The 17,621-nt window shown below is 63.1% G+C and carries 16 protein-coding genes and 1 tRNA gene; 10 read left to right on the top strand and 7 right to left on the bottom strand.

The window, feature by feature from the left end; genetic code table 11:
• The first annotated feature begins 460 nt into the window (after nt 1-460).
• The 5 genes from F8R15_RS02755 (at nt 461) to F8R15_RS02770 (ending at nt 5,066) form a co-directional block, all read left to right on the top strand.
• Entirely contained in the window at nt 461-1,651 is a 1,191-nt protein-coding gene (locus F8R15_RS02755; RefSeq protein WP_216644101.1) for an IS66 family transposase, read from the top strand.
• 464 nt (nt 1,652-2,115) lie between these two features.
• Nucleotides 2,116-2,604 carry a hypothetical protein gene (locus F8R15_RS02760; protein ID WP_152843414.1) on the top strand — a complete coding sequence of 163 codons (489 nt, stop codon included), beginning with the start codon at nt 2,116-2,118 and terminating at the stop codon, nt 2,602-2,604.
• Between the two features lie 110 nt (nt 2,605-2,714).
• Nucleotides 2,715-3,155, top strand: a complete 441-nt coding sequence (locus F8R15_RS02765; RefSeq protein WP_152843416.1) for a hypothetical protein — start codon at nt 2,715-2,717, stop codon at nt 3,153-3,155.
• Between the two features lie 107 nt (nt 3,156-3,262).
• The gene (locus F8R15_RS21385; RefSeq protein WP_172976154.1) at nt 3,263-3,964 is read left to right on the top strand and encodes a hypothetical protein; all 702 of its coding nucleotides are present in this window, start codon (nt 3,263-3,265) and stop codon (nt 3,962-3,964) included.
• A 100-nt stretch (nt 3,965-4,064) separates the two neighbouring features.
• Nucleotides 4,065-5,066, top strand: a complete 1,002-nt coding sequence (locus F8R15_RS02770) for a tyrosine-type recombinase/integrase (protein WP_172976155.1) — start codon at nt 4,065-4,067, stop codon at nt 5,064-5,066.
• Nucleotides 5,067-5,070: 4 nt separating this feature from the next.
• Here the strand turns inward: F8R15_RS02770 and F8R15_RS02775 are convergent, their stop codons facing one another.
• Nucleotides 5,071-5,901 (bottom strand): DUF3883 domain-containing protein, encoded by an 831-nt coding sequence (locus F8R15_RS02775; RefSeq protein ID WP_152843420.1) that lies wholly within the window; start codon nt 5,899-5,901, stop codon nt 5,071-5,073.
• Nucleotides 5,902-6,008: 107 nt separating this feature from the next.
• Nucleotides 6,009-6,082 (bottom strand) — tRNA-Cys (locus F8R15_RS02780).
• Between the two features lie 194 nt (nt 6,083-6,276).
• On the opposite strand from F8R15_RS02780, the gene F8R15_RS02785 reads away from it, so the two are divergent.
• The 3 genes from F8R15_RS02785 to F8R15_RS02795 all read left to right on the top strand — a co-directional run bounded on the left by F8R15_RS02785 (nt 6,277) and on the right by F8R15_RS02795 (nt 9,873).
• The gene (locus F8R15_RS02785) at nt 6,277-6,927 is read left to right on the top strand and encodes a protein-L-isoaspartate O-methyltransferase (protein WP_152843422.1); all 651 of its coding nucleotides are present in this window, start codon (nt 6,277-6,279) and stop codon (nt 6,925-6,927) included.
• Nucleotides 6,928-7,063: 136 nt separating this feature from the next.
• Entirely contained in the window at nt 7,064-8,425 is a 1,362-nt protein-coding gene (locus tag F8R15_RS02790; RefSeq protein ID WP_078542289.1) for a TolC family outer membrane protein, read from the top strand.
• A 143-nt stretch (nt 8,426-8,568) separates the two neighbouring features.
• Nucleotides 8,569-9,873 carry a hypothetical protein gene (locus tag F8R15_RS02795; RefSeq protein WP_152843424.1) on the top strand — a complete coding sequence of 435 codons (1,305 nt, stop codon included), beginning with the start codon at nt 8,569-8,571 and terminating at the stop codon, nt 9,871-9,873.
• Between the two features lie 215 nt (nt 9,874-10,088).
• On the opposite strand, the gene F8R15_RS02800 is transcribed toward F8R15_RS02795, so the two are convergent.
• The 3 genes from F8R15_RS02800 to F8R15_RS02810 form a co-directional block, all read right to left on the bottom strand.
• Nucleotides 10,089-10,421, bottom strand: a complete 333-nt coding sequence (locus tag F8R15_RS02800) for a DUF6280 family protein (RefSeq protein ID WP_075773874.1) — start codon at nt 10,419-10,421, stop codon at nt 10,089-10,091.
• Nucleotides 10,422-10,820: 399 nt separating this feature from the next.
• Complete coding sequence (locus F8R15_RS02805; RefSeq protein ID WP_152843426.1) at nt 10,821-11,552, bottom strand: folate-binding protein YgfZ; 732 nt, start codon at nt 11,550-11,552, stop codon at nt 10,821-10,823.
• 50 nt (nt 11,553-11,602) lie between these two features.
• Nucleotides 11,603-13,303, bottom strand: a complete 1,701-nt coding sequence (locus F8R15_RS02810; RefSeq protein ID WP_152843840.1) for an ABC transporter ATP-binding protein — start codon at nt 13,301-13,303, stop codon at nt 11,603-11,605.
• 196 nt (nt 13,304-13,499) lie between these two features.
• Here F8R15_RS02810 and F8R15_RS02815 point away from each other — a divergent pair, with 196 nt between their 5' ends.
• Nucleotides 13,500-14,711 carry an alanine--glyoxylate aminotransferase family protein gene (locus F8R15_RS02815; protein WP_152843428.1) on the top strand — a complete coding sequence of 404 codons (1,212 nt, stop codon included), beginning with the start codon at nt 13,500-13,502 and terminating at the stop codon, nt 14,709-14,711.
• Here the strand turns inward: F8R15_RS02815 and F8R15_RS02820 are convergent.
• Entirely contained in the window at nt 14,702-14,908 is a 207-nt protein-coding gene (locus F8R15_RS02820; RefSeq protein WP_078542284.1) for a hypothetical protein, read from the bottom strand. The genes F8R15_RS02815 and F8R15_RS02820 overlap by 10 nt on opposite strands.
• Before the next feature lie 135 nt (nt 14,909-15,043).
• Nucleotides 15,044-16,153, bottom strand: a complete 1,110-nt coding sequence (locus F8R15_RS02825; protein ID WP_152843430.1) for a pyridoxal phosphate-dependent aminotransferase — start codon at nt 16,151-16,153, stop codon at nt 15,044-15,046.
• 148 nt (nt 16,154-16,301) lie between these two features.
• Between F8R15_RS02825 and F8R15_RS02830 the strand changes: the two genes are divergently transcribed.
• Nucleotides 16,302-17,597 (top strand): MFS transporter, encoded by a 1,296-nt coding sequence (locus tag F8R15_RS02830; protein ID WP_152843432.1) that lies wholly within the window; start codon nt 16,302-16,304, stop codon nt 17,595-17,597.
• Nucleotides 17,598-17,621 lie beyond the last annotated feature (24 nt).

The following is a 17,621-nucleotide window of genomic DNA, read 5'->3' on the forward strand; positions in this document are numbered from 1 at the left end:
ACTTCGATCGCCAGATCGCGGAACTTCAGGTCCGCATCGCCATCATGAACGGCTACACCGCGCTCGGCATACCCGTCACGGAAGCTGTGGGATAAGTCCGTCCGGGGAAAGGGGAACCTCGGCCATCAACCGATTTGTGCAACAGAGCCTTTCCAATGTCATAGCGTGAAAAAACTCCTTTTCCAAAAAGGATGTGTGTTCATTGCTCGACTAACGGAAACAGGTTGCTTGGTGCGATAACCCTGCGCCTTGAGTTCGGCCTCAATGAGCTCCCAGATCTCCGCGTGTGGACGAGGTTTCCAACTATCCGTCGGAAAGGCTAAGAGCTCTGCGTATAGCGCGCGTAGCGTTCCAGAGCGGCAGGCCGAACCGCAACCGGGGTCACCTTCCAAAACATCTGCCCCGGATCGAACGGGTCATCGAACCCGAAAGTACCCCCTGCCCCTGAGGTTGCGGCGAGATGTCCAGGATCGGCGAGGATGTTTCCGAGCGGCTTGACGTGGTTCCGGCCCAGCTCCGGGTGCTTGTCACCCGCCGCCCCAAATATGCCTGCCGGCGCTGCTCCGGCACGGTAGCGCAGGCCCATGCCCCGGAACCTGTCGTGCCCGGCGGGTTGCCCACGGAGGCCCTGATCGCGCAGGTCATGGTGGCCAAGTTCGGCGATCATCTTCCGTTCTACAGGCAAGCCGAAATTTATACCCGGCAGGGGATCACCCTGGACCGGGCCACGCTCGGCAACTGGGTGGGACGCGCCTGTTTCCACCTGCGTCCGATCGCCGATCACCTGAAGGAGCGGCTGAAAGGTGCGGACCGGATCTTCATGGACGAAACAAGAGCACCGGTGCTCGACCCCGGGCGACGGAAGACGAAGACCGGTTACTTCTGGGCCATCGTTGCCGATGATCGGGGGCACGGTGGCGTGGACCCTCCCGTGGTGATGTTCCACTACGCGCCCGGCCGCGGTGCCGTGCATGCACTGCGATTCCTTGAGGACTATCGCGGGCGGTTCGTGCAATGCGACGGCTATGAAGCCTATGACAAGCTCACCAAGGTCGACCGGCCTGAGGGCCCATGGACGCTCGTCCATTGCTGGACGCATGCGCGTCGGCGGTTCGTGAAGCGCCTGGAAAAAGATGGGTCGCCAATTGCCGAGGAAGCTCTGCGCCAGATCGCCGAGATCTATGCCGTCGAAAAATCCGTGCGCGGCCTTGCTCCAGACGCCCGACTTGCTGCCCGGCGCAACCTCTCGGCACCGGTCATCGCCGCCTTCCGTCCCTGGCTCGAGGCCCAGCTCTCGCGCATCCCGCGTTCATCCAAGTTAGCCGAGGACATCCGTTACACTCTGGCGCGCTGGCCCAGCCTCACGCGATTCCTTGAAGACGGCCGTCTGGAGCTGGATACCAACCCGGTCGAGAACCAGATCAGGAAGATCGCTCTGACACGGAAAAACGCGCTCTTCGCGGGGCACGAGGTCGGGGCAGAGAACTGGGCATTGCTCGCGAGCCTGATCGCAAACTGCAAGATGTGCGACGTCGATCCGGTCAGCTACCTCTCCGATACCTTGCTCGCGTTGCTCGATGGGCATCCCAAAAGCCGCATCGACGCACTCATGCCCTGGAACTACCAGATCCCGTCAACCATCGCCGCGTAGGGGATCGGCAAAGCGCTTACGCTGAAGGTTACCCGGTCAGCAGGTGCAACGAGTAGCTTAATTCACGCCAGATCCTGTCCAAGAGCTGGGGAGTAGCTCACCACTTTCCCTGCACCCTAAGGCGCCCATCCGGCGGACCGGGGGAGACTTTCGCCAATCTCCCCGGACCCTCTCGGCGTCCTTCCGACGGATCGAAGAGGCGCTCGCCACCCTCTCCGAACTCTCCCGGCGCCTCCTGCGGGTCGAGAGGGGTGTCACCCCTCTCGACGCTCTCCCCAGCACCCGCGCGATCTGCCCGCAGGCGAGCGATCGATTGCACATAGGAGGGAAGCGGCCTCGGCGCATGTCTTGCTTGCGTGCAGCGTCTTTGACGCACGCAATCAAGCCAAGCCCCGAGGCCGCGTATCGGGGTTTGTTGGTGAGGTTCAGCGCGTCGTTTTCCTTTTCAACGACACGAGGCACTCATGCTCCACGACCGATACCTTCGACTGCTCCCGGGGGGGCAGCTCAAACCCGGCGATATCTTCCTCATGCGCTTCCCTTATGGCTCCGACCGCAAACGTGATGGCGAGTTCGACATCCCGCCAGGCACGCGTCCGTGCTTGCTCCTCTCGCGCGGGCTGATCGGCGATACACCGATGAACATCGTCGCGCCCGGTGTCAGCCCGGAAGGACGGCTGCTGCGGGAAGATGACATCGTCATTTCCGATGACGATCAGGCAGCTGCTTGCGGCCTCAATCGTCCGACGATGTTCCGCGCATCGCATCGGCTCTTCATCGCGACTGGGTCCGACCTGTTCGAGCGCAATGCTCGTATCGGGCGCCTCGGCCCGGCGCAGCGCGAACAATTCGAGGCAGTCGAGAAGCTACTCGCAACCGCGCGGCGCGAGGTTCGATCACGGCTAAGGCCGCGTGTCGCAATCTACCGCCCGAAACCGCTGATCCAACCCTAAACCGCGCCGCCGATCGGGGCTGCAGCGTCCGTCCGCCTTCTCACCGAGGCGAACGGATCTTGCAGCCCTGCTTCGTCTCCTGAACCCCCAAATTTTTCGAAAGATCACATATGACTCACGATAAACATCCGTCCGAACTCACCGCCGAAGAGCTTCGCAAAGAGCGCAATGTGCTCGCAAACGTCGTTCACGGAGCGACCGCGACGCCGTCCCCGAAAGATCTCGAGAATGCGCCGTTTCTCGACGACTGGTTGCTCTTCACCGGTTTCGAAGACATCTCGCTGATCGGACGATTGACGGAAGCCAACGGCCGCACTCGAACGCTGATCACGCGAGCTCTCATCGCGCTCAATGACGAGCTCGAATGGGCCTACCTCGAAGATGGATACATGCGCCTCGGACCGCGTTTCTCTGTCGAAGAGGCCCCGCCGCATCTCGCGATGCGAGCCGTCGCGACCGATCTGCGAGGGATCCGCACGCAGCTCGAAGGACAGGCCTTCTGGGCGCAAAAAGCACTCGATGCGCTTGGTGAGATGCGCTGCGATGCCTGATTTCGCGATCGCGCAGAATGATCCTGATGGGATCGGCTGACCCGCCACCGCTGCGGCCCCTCGATGAGGGCCGCAGCGCCCGCAGTTCAGCTTTGAAAGGATGTCAGATGTTTCTACAACCGAACCGGATCGACACTTTGAACACCATGGCGCACGAGGCAATCGACGCTCTCGATGCGCTTCCGGCTGACGTTCTCCGGGGCACAGAGTTCGATCGCGATATTTGCGAGCAACTTGTGATCAAGGGCGACGTGGTCGGCGAGGACTTCCGCGAGGCGGGCGCCGATCTTCTGCGGTACCTCGCAAGGATCGAGCCCGAAGAATCATCTGCGCAAAAGCTTAGCAGGGTGATCTCCCGACTGCGAGGCGAGGTCAATGGCTCCTATCGAACAGTCGTTGACCTCGACCCCCAACGCGAGACGAACAGTTGTTTGGAGAAATTTTGTGCGCGGATTTTGGAGCCCCACGAGAAGTTACCAGATGCTCTTCAAAGGGATCTAACTTTGCGAATTTCGATGAAACCACGTCTCGAAACCCCGACTGCGCTGCAGGGTATTTGGCTCGTAACTGGCGAAGAACTCGCTGAAGCGATGCGCTTTGATGGCGTGAAGGGTGCCTTTCGCAAGTGGTGCAAGGATATCGGCATCGAACCGGTTCCTGGCCGTCGAAACCTTTACGATCCCAAGCTTGTCCGAGCTCGACTCGATGCAGTTCAGGGCATGCAAGCCCCACCTGCGAATGTCGAAGCTGCTCCCACGTTGTCGCTCGTGGAACAGAGAAGGATGCGTCGTGACAATCTGTCGGCTTAAGGGAATTCATCGAGCGCGGAAGCGATTGGCGACCGGCGCCGTCCGAGAATACCATTATGCATACCGTGGCGGTCCGTGTTTTTGGCGAACCGGCGATGCAATGGTGGTTGGTAGCTCGGACTACATTCAAGCCTTTGGCGAGGCTTCGAAGCCGAGGCGTCTTCGCGCGCAATCCGATCCAGTCATGGCCTCATCGACGCGAGCAGTCATTGAGCGCTACCGAAAGTCGATCCACTTTCAGAAGCTCGCGGCACGAACCCAAGCCGATTATGTGAAATACCTCAATGCTTTCGACGCGGAATTCGGTGTCGATCCGATCAAACTCTTCGAAGAAAAGGCATCGCTCAGCGAAATCCGAACTTGGAAAGAGCAATGGGTACATTCCCCGAAAAGCTATGACTATGCGACAAGCGTTGTGACGCGATTGCTCAACTGGGCGCGGGATGAGGATGTGGCTATCGCGATTCATCATCACTTGAACGTGCCGCGAATCTATAAGTCTGATCGTTCAGAGATCATCTGGTTGCCAGAGGAGCTTGCTGCGCTTGTGAGGGTCGCTACTGAACGCGAAGCTCGCATCATCATAGCTGCCTCTGAGGGCGGCCTGACGCCGCAAGACATCGGGATTCTGACGCGTGACAATGTGCAGAAGACGCCGAAAGGGCGCCGCCTTCTCTTCAAGCGTACGAAGACGTCAAAGGCGACGAGCATACCGGTTACCCCGGCATTGGCGAAGTTGATCGACGAAACGCCGAGGGGGCAGAAGTATCTATTCGTTTCTCTCCAGGGAAAGCAGCTCGAGGCGGTGCGCGCTTCCGATATCGTTCGCAAGGTTAAAGAGCGCGCGAACGCCGCAGCGGCAAAAGATCCAAAGTTGATCCATGTTCGCAATGAGCTTCGTCTCTACGACATGCGCGGAACGGCTGCGACCGAGTTGCTACGGGCCGGGTGTTCGCTCAACGAAATCGCGGTCACGATGGGCTGGGGGTTGCGCCACGCAGCAAACATCATCGAGAAATATGCGGCGATTGTGCCTGAGGTCGCCGATGAGGTGCTCGCGAAGCTTCTGGAGGCTCGGTCGCGATCCGACGAGGGCAGGTAAGCGCTCAGTCGAAGCTTGCCCTGAATGAGGTCGCCGTCAGCGACACATGCGCGTCGAGCGGCGGACGGAGTTCGAAGGCGCGGGGGCCGCGCGAGAACTGATATAGGCGAAACAACACCCAGTCCTCGCGGCGATCATCCGCCACGGCCAGTTCGTTGCGCGAGATATGGAAGGGCGTGCGCTCCCAGCCGTTGGTGGTCTTCACCTCGATCAGGCGGGGTCGCCCTTCTGGCGTGAAGCTTCGGATGTCGTATCCGGCTCCGTCGCCCTCTTGCTGGCTCACCCATACGATCTCGCGCGCGAGGTCGTCGCGACCGGCGGCGCGAAGCGTGCTTTTCTCATGATCGAGCACGCGTTCTTCACCCATCTTGCCGAGCGCGCGGTTTCGTTCGTCCCGTCCCGCCACGTCGAACTTTCTTGCCACAGAGAGCATCTGTTCGAGTTCTTCTGGCGGCGGAGTGTTTCGTTGTGTCGGCGGCGGCTCGGGCCAAAGCGGTGTCGCATCCTGGAAGTCGCTTGACCCCGGATGAGTTGGCGGCACGATCCAACCACCTTGCTTCTGAAGCTGGCGGCTCACGATGTCTTCGAGCGAAGCCTGGAAGTTGAACGCAGGTTTGTAGCCGGAAATCCAGGTTTCACCCAAGCTCTTCAGCACTGCCGAGATGTTCTGGTGTTTGAACTCGATCGACCCGCGCGATCTGTCGATCTGTGACTGGAGGCTGCGATTGTGTGCTGCCTTGTTGTAGCGCGTTCCTGAGAGATCGTCTGCGAGCATGGCGAAGTATTCCGCTACGATCGCGGCGTTTTCCGCCTCACTCCAATCCTCGCCTGCCATGGCGCCAGGCTACGATCGGGCATCTGAAATGTCAGCAGAAAAGCCGACTGTCGGGTTGGTCCTGTAAACCAACCTGTAAACCAGTGCCCCGACTTTCGGCTAAGTGGTGGAGGCGAGTACCGGAATCGAACCGGTGTACACGGATTTGCAATCCGCTGCGTCACCACTCCGCCAACTCGCCGCCGTGGTGTTGGCGTCAGATACGGTATCGCAAGCGCCCGCGCAAGAGGCGAGTTGTGCCTTTGGCGCATTGTGCGCAGGCGACGTCGGCTCTGAGCGCAAGGGCAGGTCCGAAGGCCCTCTCGCATAACTTGCTCAGACCCTGCTTCTGTGGCAAAACCGGCCACAAGGGTTTGCTACCGAAGAGTTCTCGACATGCAAGATTTCGCTACGCGCCGCACCATGATGGTCGACACGCAGGTCCGTCCCAGCGATGTGACCAAATTCCCGATCATCGCGGCGATGCTGCATGTGCCGCGCGAGCAATTCGTGCCCGCGGCCAAGCGCGAAGCCGCCTATATCGGGGAAAATCTCGAACTGGCGCCGGGCCGCGTGCTGCTGGAACCGCGCAATTTCGCGAAGATGCTCGATGCGCTCGACATCCAGCCCGATGATCTGGTCCTCGATGTGGGCGCCGGGCTTGGCTATTCCTCCGCCGTGATCGCGCGGATGGCCGAGGCGGTCGTCGCGCTCGAAGACGAGGACATGGCATCGCAGGCAGAGGCCGCGCTGGCAGAGGCGGGGGCCGACAACGTCGCCGTCGTCACCGGCGCGCTGACCGAGGGCGCGGCGCAGCACGGTCCCTATGACGCGATCCTCATCGAAGGGGCGGTCGAAACCGTTCCCGCGGCGTTGATCGAGCAACTCAAAGAAGGCGGCCGGATCACCGCAATTTTCATGGAAGGCGCCCTCGGGGTCGCCCGGATCGGTTACAAGATCGACGGTGCGATGAGCTGGCGCGATCTTTTCAATGGCACCGCACCTGTCCTCCAGGGGTTCGTGAAGCCGCGTGAATTCGTGCTCTGAGGAGCACATCGAATAGGCTAGCTGTTTTGCAGGATATGCAATCGGGCGCTGAGCCGATAGAATTTGAAGTAATCGCGCCCGGCGGCAGAGGGACAACACCTGCATCTGCGGCGATACAGGAAACGAGGGACATTCGATGCTGCGCAAGACTCTGACTATGACCGCTTTGGTCGCGGCTACCGCATTTGGGCCGGTCGCGGCAGGGGCGGAGACGCTCGCCGATGCGCTGGTCTCTGCATATCGCAATTCGAACCTGCTGGAGCAGAACCGGGCCGCACTGCGGGCCGCCGATGAAGACGTCGCGCAGGCGGTCGCGAATCTGCGCCCGGTCCTGCAATGGACCGCGAGCTACGATTACCTGAATTCCGACGCCACGGGGGCGATCTCGCAGAGCGCCTCGACTTCGCTCGGTGCGTCGATGACGCTGTTCGATTTCGGTCGCAACAAGATCAATGTCTCTATGAAGAAAGAGACCGTGCTGGCCACCCGCGAGGGTCTGCGCTCGGTCGAGCAAAACGTGCTGCTCTCGGCGATCCAGGCCTATTCGGACGTGAAATCGGCCTCCGAGCAGGTCGCGATCAACCAGAACTCGGCGCGCGTCCTCAACGAAGAGCTCAAGGCCTCGAACGACCGTTTCGAAGTGGGCGAAGTCACCAAGACCGACGTGTCGCTCGCTCAGGCGCAGCTGGCCTCCGCCCGTGCCTCGCTCGCTGCGGCACAGGGAAACCTGCGCTCGGCACGCGAGGCCTATAAGGCTGCGACCGGCCACTATCCGAGCAACCTCGCGGCCTTCCCGAAGCGTCCGTCGCTGCCGGGTTCACTGGATGCGGCGCGCGACATCGCGCTGCGCACCCATCCGAGCATCAAGCAGCTGCAGCACACCGTCGCGGTCTATGACCTCGGTGTGGATTACGCCCGCGCCAATCGCCTGCCGAAAATCACCGGTTCGCTTGGCCTGCGCCAGCAAGAGCAGGGCGTGCAGACGCAATCCGCCGGGATCGAGCTGAACCAGACGCTCTATTCGGGTGGCGCGCTTCTTTCGGCGCAGCGTCAGGCCGTGGCGAACGATCAATCGGCCCGCGCGCAGCTGAGCCAGGCCGGTGTGACAGTCTCGCAAAACGTGGCCAACGCCTGGGCGGCGATCGACATCGCGAAGGCGCAGATTTCGGCTTACGACCAGCAGATCACCGCAGCCCGCACCGCCTATCAGGGCGTCAAGGAAGAGGCGCTTCTGGGCGCGCGCACCACGCTCGACGTGCTCTCGGCTGAACAGGACCTGCTGGATGCGCAGGCGGGCCGGATCGACGCGGCGGCCACTCTGCAGGTAGCTTATTATCAACTTTTGTCCGCTATGGGTCTGTTGACGGTAGAAAACCTGAAGCTTGGAATTCCGACCTATGATCCCGCGGCCTATTACAACTCGGTCCGCACCGCGCCCCTCACGCTCAGCCCGCAGGGCAAGCGTCTGGATCGTGTGCTCAAGGCCATCGGCCAGTAACGACCGAACGGTGTTTCTGCGGGCTTTCGGGCCCGCCTGCCGCGCCGCTGTGGCGCAGGCATCGCAGCCTCCGGGTGTCCCTTGCAGTTTCGGATCCGTCACGGCTGGACAGGCGCGCGTGCGCGCGGCAGGATGGAGTGATCATGGCTGATACCCGACCCAGACCCGAAATCGAAGATGTGCTGGCATCGATCCGGCGACTGGTGTCGCAGGACAGCCCGCGTGTGGCCGAGAGCTATCCGACTTCGAAAGGGGAGGGCTCGACGCCCGATCCGCTGGTTTTGACGCCCGCGCATCTCGTGTCGGACACTCAGGCGGGGTCGAAAGGCGATATCCACGATCTCGAATGGTCCGCGCCGGGTGTTTCGCCGGAAGAGGAAGCCGAGGCGGCGCAGGAGGACGCGGCCGAAATGTCGGAGGCGCCCGCCGGATCGGTCGAGCCTGCACAGCTGTCCGAGGCGCGTCGCAAGCCGCAGAATTTTGAACCCGAATTCGATGATGCAGAGGCCGAGCCCTGGCCGTCGGAGGCGGAATTGCCGCAGGGCAGCTTTGATGACGAGCTCAAGCGGCTGGAGGGCTCGCTCGCCCAGCTTGAGGCAGAAGTGGCGCGCGATGGTGCCGATTACGAATCCGAAACGGGCGACGCGTTCGAACCGGCAGGCACCGCGCCGCTGACCGAACTGCCCGAAAGTTTTACGCCGGTTTGGGATCAGGGCTCCGATCCGGAGCAGACCTTCACCAGCGCCGAGTGGGAGGACGTGGCCGGCTTCGTGGCGCCGCATGCGCCGGAAGCCGACGCGGCGGAAGACGACACGGATATCGCCAGCGAGACGCTTGAAAGCGTCGGGGATGATCCTCTGGCGGGGCTCGATTTCGATGACGCCTCTCCCGCAGAGACCGAGCCGGAAGACATCAGCGCGGAGGAAGAGGCCTTCGGGACCGAGGCCGTGATCGGCTTCGACGTGCCGCCGGGGGCCGAGGCTCAGCCAGAGCTAGAGTCGCTGCAGGACACCACCGCAGCGCAGGATTGGGAAGATCTTACGCCGGAGATGGACGGCGGTGATAGTGCTTCCGAGTTCATGCAGGCTAGCGAGCATGCGGCTGATACGCCGCCGCGTCGCCTGCATCTCAGCGATGCCGGGGCGCGTGCCCCGGAGCCGGAGCCGCGGACGTCCAGCTATGCGGAGCTGCGTGCGTCGCTCGAGGAAGATTTCGAGGCGGATGAGATCGCCGCGCTCGAGGCCGAACTTGCGTCCACCTCGGACCAGCCCGATGCCGCCTTGCATCCGCTGGCGCAATCGATGACCGAGACCCAGCTCCGGCACCTCGTGTCATCGCTGCTGCGCGAAGAGCTTCAAGGCGCGCTCGGTGCGAAGATCACGCGCAACCTGCGCAAGATGGTGCGTCGCGAAGTGCAGCGCGCTCTGATGAGCCGCGATCTGGACTGAGTGGAGATGCTCGGGCAGGGACGCCCGAGAGCGACTTAGCCCTGCACTACGCGGCCAGCAAAGCGTGCATCGACCGGGAAACTCATGCCACCGACAAGGCACGCAAGACGTCCCCCTTAGATCATCGCGAAAACACACCCAAGAAATTCAAAACGGCGCGCCCTGTGGGACGCGCCGTTTTGTGTATCCAACTGTCGCCGTGGCGCCTGACAGGATCAGGCGGCTTCGGCCTCGTGCTCGTCCGAAATCGCGGCGAGGCGGCGTTCGCTTTCTTCGCGCGACAGAGCGACCGACGTGCGGACACCTTTGCCGACGAATTCCATCAAACCCCGGACGACGCGCTCGTTCGGATCGATGCCGGCGCAGGACAGAACTTCACGACCATCGCGCGAGCGTGCCCAGCGGGCGATCTGCTCGGGACCGTTGCCGTATTTCTTGTCGTCTGCAATCGCATCATCCAGCGCCGCGAGAACCACAGCGGCGAACAGTTTGCGGGCTCGTTGGCCCTGCTCGTAATTGAAGGCCGAGCCGTCAACGAAATCGCGCATTCTTCCGTCCTTTGTTATTGCTCTTGCGTTTCCTGGCGTGAGGGCCATCTAGGCCGTTCCGCCCCCGATTCGATATGCCTTGGGTCACATGGCAGGTATGCGTCTGGCGCATATCACCTTTGCCGCTCACCAAAAGCTAGGCCCCTCACAAGGGATCGCAATGCACGCGAAGTAAGCGTGTGCCGCTGGAATTCAAGGCCGGCTATTTGCGAAGCGCGAACGCACAAAGGCCTAGATGGTCTTCTAAGTAATTGAAATTGCGCTCTATTGATGGCCTTCAGATCGCGCGATTTCGTTCGTATTACGAAGGATTTCTTGCGGTCGTTTCCTCTGCGTCACGATGTTCCGTAAAACGCATGGATGGGGCTTGCGCTTTCCGAAACATTTGATCCTTGCTGGTCATAAATAAGTGACCACCGCGTCACCCGCCGACATCTCGCCCGATGCGCGCCCGAGGCGCAGATAGGCGATCGCGCGATCGCCCGAACGGGTGAAAAGGCGCCCGACGCTGCGCCCGTCCGAGGTGATCTCGGTTCCCGGCTCGGCAGGGCCTTTGACATCGACTGTGACGAAACCTTTGCGCAGCTCGGTCTTGTGCTTCATCCGCGCGGTGACTTCCTGGCCGACATAGCAGCCTTTGCGGAAATCGACGCCGTCCAGCCGATCGAACCCGGCCTCGAGGATAAACGTGTCGGGGGTCAGTTCGACACCGGTCTCAGGGATGCAATGCGCAACGCGGATCGCGTCCCAATCGGTGCCGTCATCGCCCGCTTTGTCCCCGTAGAGCCGCCAGCCCATGTCGGGATGGCGCGGATCGGTCAGCGCGCCCTCGGGCGCGGGCCCGGTGCCGCGATAGACCTTCAGATCGGAGGGGGCGATCGCGACATCCGCACGCAGCTTGTACATGCCCAGACGCTTGATCGTCGCCTCGGCGATGCTCTCGTCGATATCGAGCACAATCGCCACGCCCCGCGCCAGCAGGAAGAAATCGGCAAGGTATTTGCCCTGCGGCGTCAGCAGGGCGGTATAGACCAGCCCGTCTTTCACGTGGCTCACGTCGTTCGTCACCAGCCCTTGCAGGAAGTGCTCGCGATCCGCACCGGTGATCTCGTAGAGAATGCGCTCGGCCATAGAGGTCTCCTTTCCCCGCCCATGTAGGCAGCCGGGGCGGGAATGCCAACTCAATCGAGAAGCTGCATCCGGCAGAGCCCCGCATAGGGCCCGTTCTTGGCGAGAAGCTCGTCATGCGTGCCCTGTTCCACGACCTGACCTTCGACCACCACCACGATCTTGTCGGCATTGCGCACGGTCGACAGGCGGTGGGCGATGACCAGCGTCGTGCGACCCTGGCTCAGGTCCGCCAGCGCCTGCGCGACCTTGGCCTCGGACACGGTGTCGAGGGCGGAGGTCGCCTCGTCGAGCAGCAGGATCGGCGCGTCGCGCAGCACGGCGCGCGCGATGGCGACCCGCTGGCGTTGCCCGCCCGACAGCGCCGAGCCGCGCGGGCCTGCGCCGGTATTGATGCCGTTTTGCAGAAGGTCGGTGAATTCGGTCACATGAGCCGCTTCGAGCGCGGTCTGGATATGATCGGGGTCGACTTCCTGCCGCCCGAGCAGAACATTCTCGCGGATCGTCTCGTCGAACAGCGCGGAATCCTGCGACACCGTCGAGAAATGCTGGCGCAGTTCGGCAAGGCCGAGAGCGTTCAGCGGCGTGCCGCCCAACGTGATGCGCCCGCTATCGGGATCGACGAGTCGGGTCAGCAGGTTGAACACGGTAGTCTTGCCCGCGCCCGAGGGGCCGACAAGCGCGGTGGTCTGGCCGGGTTCGGCAACGAAGCTGAGCCCGCGCAGAACGTGCTTGTCGCCGTAGTGCAGATGCACGTCGTCGAACTCGATCCGCGTGGTCTCGGGCAGGGCGGAAGGCTGCGCGGGCGAGGTGATCGCGGGTTGCGTGTCGAACAGGCGATAGATTCGCTCGAGGCTCGCCGCCGCCGTTTGCCATGCGCCCGCGGAATTCGCGAGACGGCGCAGCGGCTGGAAGGCCAGCGCCATCGCGGTGAAGAAGGACATGAAATCGCCGACAGAGCGCTCGCCCTCCAGAATCTGCTGGCCGCCGAGGATCAGCACCACGAAGAAGCCCAGACCGGTGATGATGTCGATCATCGCGGGCACGAGGCCCGAGATGAAGGTCGTCTTGATCTGGGCGATGCGGACCTCGTTCACCAGACGGGAGAAACGCCCCGCCTGATACTCCTCGATCCCGTTGAGCTTCACGGCGGCGATGCCGTGGAAAACCTCGTCGAGCCGGGTCGCGCGTTCGGAAGAGCTTTCGCGCATCTGGCGTGTCTTGCGGCGGATATAGCGTTGCGCCATCGCGACCGGCAGGATCAGGAGCGGTGCGCCGATCACGGCCCCCAGCGTCCAGCCGGGATCGATGGCGACTGCGACGCCGAACAGCGAAATCAAAGAGACCGCATCGCGCCCGGTGCTGGAGATGAAGATCTTCCACACGTTTTGCACGGCGGACGTGTCGCCCTGCACCCGTTCGATCAGCGCGCCGGGCGGGTTGGCCTGATAGAAATGCTGGTCTAGCCGCAGCATGTGCCGGAACAGGTCGATCTGCATATCGCTAGAGGTGCGCAGCGAGACGCTCGTCATCACCGTGCGCGAGGCCACCGAGGTCACGGCGCGGATCAGGAACAGCCCGAAGATCGCGGCGCCGACCCACCAGATCAGATCGCTTTCGCCTTGCACGAAGACCTTGTCGAAGAGCGGCTTGAGCATCCAGCTCAGCGCGCCCAGCGTCGAGCCTTCGATCATCAGAAGGACCATCGACACACCGATCATCGGCCAGTGCTTGAGCAGATAATCGCGCCACATACGGCCCGCGAGGTGTTTCGACGTGTAAGGATTTGCAGTCTTGGCCACGAGGCACCATGCGATAGGCGCGCCATTCGGCACGCGGTTAAGCCCGTGAATTACCGCGAGACGGGGGGCGCGTGCAAGCCGGGCGCGAGATTGACGCCGCGCGCGGGCGGGATTACCGATTGTCCGTTGTGCCAGACGGAGATACCCGATGAGCCTTGCCCAAGGTCGCCCCTACCTCGCCATTCCCGGCCCCTCGACGATGCCTGACCGTGTTCTGGCCGCGATGCATCGTCCCGCGCCCAATATCTACGAAGGCGAGATCGAAGAGATCGCGGCTAGGGTCGCGGCGAACCTGCGCCGGGTGGCCATGTCTTCGTCCCATGTCGCGATCTATATCGCCAACGGGCACGGGGCTTGGGAGGCGTCGATCTCCAACGTGTTCTCGCGCGGCGATAAGGCGCTGAGCCTCGTGACCGGGCGCTTCGGCAATATCTGGGCGCGCAACGCGGCCACGATGGGCGTGGACGTTCAGCGGCTGGAATTCGGCATCAAGGCCCCCGCCGATCCTGCAAAGGTCGAAGAGGCGCTGCGGGCTGACAAAGACCACGAGATCAAGGCCGTGCTGCTCACCCATGTCGATACCGCGACCTCGGTGGTCAATGACGTGGCAGCGATCCGTGCGGCGATCGACGCGGCGGGGCACCCGGCTCTCTTGATGGTCGATTGCATCGCCTCTCTGGGATGCGACGAGTTCCGGATGGATGACTGGGGCGTCGACGTGATGGTCGCAGCCAGCCAGAAGGGCCTGATGGTGCCGCCGGGTCTCGGCTTCGTGTGGTTCTCCGACAAGGCGCTGGCCGTGAGCCGCGAGGCCGATCTGGTCACGCCCTATTGGGACTGGCAGCCGCGCGCCTTCCCCGAGATGGTCTATCAGTATTTCGGGGGCACTTCGCCGACCCATCACCTCTTCGGCCTCGATGAATCGCTCAAGATGATCCTCGAGGAAGAGGGGCTGACCCATATCTGGGCGCGTCACGCGACGCTCGCCTCCGCTGTCTGGGCGGCTTTCGAGACGTGGGGACAGGAGGGCGATATCGCGCTCAATATCGCGAACCCGGCCCATCGCGCTCATTCGGTGACTGCGGCGCGGATCGGGGCGGGCAATGCCCAGCGGCTGCGAAGCTGGTTGGAGCGCGAGGCGGGGGTCACGCTGGGGATCGGGCTCGGGATGGCCGAACCCGGCACGCCCGAAGCCAATGATTTCCTGCGTGTGGCCCATATGGGCCACGTGAACGCCCATATGACGCTGGGCGCGCTGGCGACGATGGAGGCCGGAATGCAGGCGCTGAAAATCCCGCACAACCCCGGCGGCATCGCCGCGGCGGCTGGCGCGATCGCGAAAGGCGCCGGTCAGGCCTGACCGTGACGCTCCAGCCAGTCGGTAAGCTGTTCGACCTCTTCCGAGGCTTCGCGCGACACTTGCGGGGCTTCGGTGCGTGACGTCGAGAGCTTCATCTCGCGGCTGGATTGGGTCATGCCTGCATAAGCGCCGAAGGCCAAGGCAAAGGCCAGCGGGCTAAGCATTGCGATACGGGCGTTGCGAGTCTTGCGGCTCATGGGTCTGCTCCTGTTGTTGAGCAAAACATGGGCGCGCCCCCGAGTCGGCGCAACTCACCTTGCGGCGAGACGTATCGACGCCGGTGCTTTTTTGCCGATTTGATCGGCGGAATTGTGTCCGAGAGGGCGCGCGGCTCAGCGCGCGCGGGCGGCTTTCAGCGCGTCGGGCAGAGCCGCAGCGAAGGCGTCGAGCTCGGCCTCCGGTCCGACTGAAACCCGGATGCAGCGATTTTGCGGGGCGACGAAAGGCATCCGCACGAACACCGCGCGCGCATCCAGTTCCTGCAGTACAGCCCGCGCGAAATCGCCGTCCTGCCCGCAGTCGACGGCGACGAAATTCGTGGCGGAGGGTAGGGTGCTCAGCCCGTTCTCCCGTGCGATCACGTCGATCCGGTCGCGCGCACCGGCCACGAGCAGCCGCATATAGGCCTGCCACGTTTTGTCCTGTAGCGCGGCCAGCGCACCGGCCTGAGAGATGCGGCACATGCCGAAATGATTGCGGATTTTGTCGAAGGCGGCGATCAACTCGGGCGCGGCCAAGGCATAGCCCACGCGAGCCCCCGCCATCCCATGCGCCTTCGAGAAGGTACGCATTCGGATCACGCGGGGATCGTTGGCTTTGATGCGCGCTTCGGTGCCGTCGTCGGCGAATTCCACATAGGCTTCGTCCAGTACCAGTAGCGTGCCTTCGGGCACGGCTTCGATCATCGCCTCGATCGTCTCGCGCGGATGATAGGTACCCATCGGATTGTCGGGATTGGCGATATAGACGAGCTTCGCGTCCACCTCCGCTGCCTTCGCGATCAGCGCCTGCGGGTCTTCGTGGTCATCGGCATAGGGCACCTTGTGCAGCACCCCGCCAAATCCTGCGACGTGGTAGTTGAAGGTCGGATAGGCCCCGTCTGAGGTCACCACCGCGTCGCCCGGCTCGATCACCAGACGGCACAGATAACCCAGAAGCCCGTCGATCCCTTCGCCGACCAGAACATTCTCGACCGCGACACCGTGATGCTCGGCAATCGCCGTGCGTAGGTCGAAGCTGGTCGAGTCGCCGTATTTCCAGACATCGCCTGCCGCCGCCGCCATCGCGGCGATCGCGCGCGGCGAGGGGCCGAAGCCGTTTTCATTCGCACCCAGTCGCGCGGTGAAGCGGCGGCCGGCAAGGCGCTCGTGTTCCTCGGGCCCGACGAAGGGCACGGTGGCGGGAAGGCTGTCGATCAGGCGGGTATATCGGGGTCCGGTCATGGCTACAGGCGTAAGCGCAAAGCGGTCATGCGGCAAGAGGGCGCTTCAATAGGTAGCGAGGGGAGCCGGAACGCCGGAACCGGGGACTAGGCTAAAGGCTTGTCCCGGCGTAATCTTTAAAAATCACATATGTTTGGGAAGCCAGCCGATGAGCGCCAGCGACACTTCTTTCTCCACCTCACTGTTCGAGACGCTGACAGGGGACCGCCCGGGAAATGTGAAGGAGTTGAGCGAGCGCGCCGCCGAGCACGAACCCGGCAGTTTCCTGCGCCATGTCGGCTCGTTGTCGATGACGAAGCTCGCCGACGGGCTGATCGATCCGAAACTGGTGCTGAGCTGGCTGATGCAGGCGGTGGGCGCGCCCGCAGCGCTGGTCAGCTGGCTGGTGCCGGTGCGCGAGGCGGGCTCGCTCCTGCCGCAGCTTTTTACCGCGCCGCATGTGCGCCAGATGCCGCAGCGCAAATGGGCCTGGGCGGCGGGGAGCTTGATCCAGGGGCTGGCCGCGGCGGCGATCGTGGTGATCGCACTGACGATGCAGGGGATGGCTGCGGGGCTTGCGATGCTGGTTGCGCTGGGCGTGCTGGCCATTGCGCGCTCGCTGTCCTCGGTGAGCTACAAGGATGTGCTGGGAAAGACCGTGGACCGGACGCGGCGCGGCACGACGACCGGGATCGCCACGAGCGTCTCAGCCGCCGGGGTGATCCTGTTCGCAATCATCCTGATGACCGGCATGGTGGAGCGGATGAGCCTCGTGATCGGAGCGATCTCGCTGGCGGCCGTGCTCTGGGTCGCGGCGGCGGCGCTGTTCTCGACGCTAACGGAAGAAGACCAGCCGGGCGAAGACAAGGCTAGCATCGGCCTGTCCGAGCTGAGCCTGCTGTGGAAGGACGCCGATCTGGGCAAGTTCGTGATCGCGCGGGTGCTGCTGCTGCCGACCGCGCTGGCGCCGCCCTATATCGTGCTGCTCGCGGCGCAGGCGGGCGATAACCGGTTCGGGGCGCTGGGGGCGATGGTGCTGGCCTCGGCGCTGGCCTCGCTGGTGAGCTCCTATATCTGGGGTCGGCTGGCGGATCGCTCCTCGCGCAAGGTGCTGATCTTCACCGGGTTGGTCGCAGCCGCGTTTCTGGCGCTGGCGGTGGTACTGGGCTGGTCGGGGCTGATGGGCACGATCTGGGCCTCTCCGGTGGCGCTGTTCGGGCTGATGATCGGCTATCAGGGGGTGCGGCTGGGCCGCTCGACCTATCTGGTGGACATGTCGCCCAGGGATGACCGCGCGGCCTATACGGCGGTGTCGAACACGACCGTGGGGGTGATGCTGCTGGCCTTCGGGGCGGCAAGTTCGGCGCTGGCGATGGCGGGGCCGGAAATGGTGCTGATCGTCTATGCGGGGATCTGCGTGGTCGCCTCGGGCGTGGCCTTCACGATGAAGGAAGTGTCGGAGTAAGGTCTCCGCTCAGCTCATGGCGCG

The sequence above is a fragment of the Thioclava sp. JE_KL1 genome (genome assembly GCF_009296265.1).
Taxonomy (GTDB): Bacteria; Pseudomonadota; Alphaproteobacteria; order Rhodobacterales; family Rhodobacteraceae; genus Thioclava.

Excerpts from the sequence above, each read along its gene's own strand:
- F8R15_RS02820 (WP_078542284.1), bottom strand. The coding sequence starts at position 14,908 with ATGAGCCGCAAGACTCGCAACGCCCGTATCGCAATGCTTAGCCCGCTG.
- F8R15_RS02760 (WP_152843414.1), top strand. The coding sequence starts at position 2,116 with ATGCTCCACGACCGATACCTTCGACTGCTCCCGGGGGGGCAGCTCAAA.
- F8R15_RS02805 (WP_152843426.1), bottom strand. The coding sequence starts at position 11,552 with ATGGCCGAGCGCATTCTCTACGAGATCACCGGTGCGGATCGCGAGCAC.
- F8R15_RS21385 (WP_172976154.1), top strand. The coding sequence starts at position 3,263 with ATGTTTCTACAACCGAACCGGATCGACACTTTGAACACCATGGCGCAC.
- F8R15_RS02770 (WP_172976155.1), top strand. The coding sequence starts at position 4,065 with ATGGTGGTTGGTAGCTCGGACTACATTCAAGCCTTTGGCGAGGCTTCG.
- F8R15_RS02775 (WP_152843420.1), bottom strand. The coding sequence starts at position 5,901 with ATGGCAGGCGAGGATTGGAGTGAGGCGGAAAACGCCGCGATCGTAGCG.
- F8R15_RS02810 (WP_152843840.1), bottom strand. The coding sequence starts at position 13,303 with ATGTGGCGCGATTATCTGCTCAAGCACTGGCCGATGATCGGTGTGTCG.
- F8R15_RS02815 (WP_152843428.1), top strand. The coding sequence starts at position 13,500 with ATGAGCCTTGCCCAAGGTCGCCCCTACCTCGCCATTCCCGGCCCCTCG.
- F8R15_RS02755 (WP_216644101.1), top strand. The coding sequence starts at position 461 with ATGTCCAGGATCGGCGAGGATGTTTCCGAGCGGCTTGACGTGGTTCCG.
- F8R15_RS02785 (WP_152843422.1), top strand. The coding sequence starts at position 6,277 with ATGCAAGATTTCGCTACGCGCCGCACCATGATGGTCGACACGCAGGTC.
- F8R15_RS02825 (WP_152843430.1), bottom strand. The coding sequence starts at position 16,153 with ATGACCGGACCCCGATATACCCGCCTGATCGACAGCCTTCCCGCCACC.
- F8R15_RS02790 (WP_078542289.1), top strand. The coding sequence starts at position 7,064 with ATGCTGCGCAAGACTCTGACTATGACCGCTTTGGTCGCGGCTACCGCA.
- F8R15_RS02800 (WP_075773874.1), bottom strand. The coding sequence starts at position 10,421 with ATGCGCGATTTCGTTGACGGCTCGGCCTTCAATTACGAGCAGGGCCAA.
- F8R15_RS02795 (WP_152843424.1), top strand. The coding sequence starts at position 8,569 with ATGGCTGATACCCGACCCAGACCCGAAATCGAAGATGTGCTGGCATCG.
- F8R15_RS02830 (WP_152843432.1), top strand. The coding sequence starts at position 16,302 with ATGAGCGCCAGCGACACTTCTTTCTCCACCTCACTGTTCGAGACGCTG.
- F8R15_RS02765 (WP_152843416.1), top strand. The coding sequence starts at position 2,715 with ATGACTCACGATAAACATCCGTCCGAACTCACCGCCGAAGAGCTTCGC.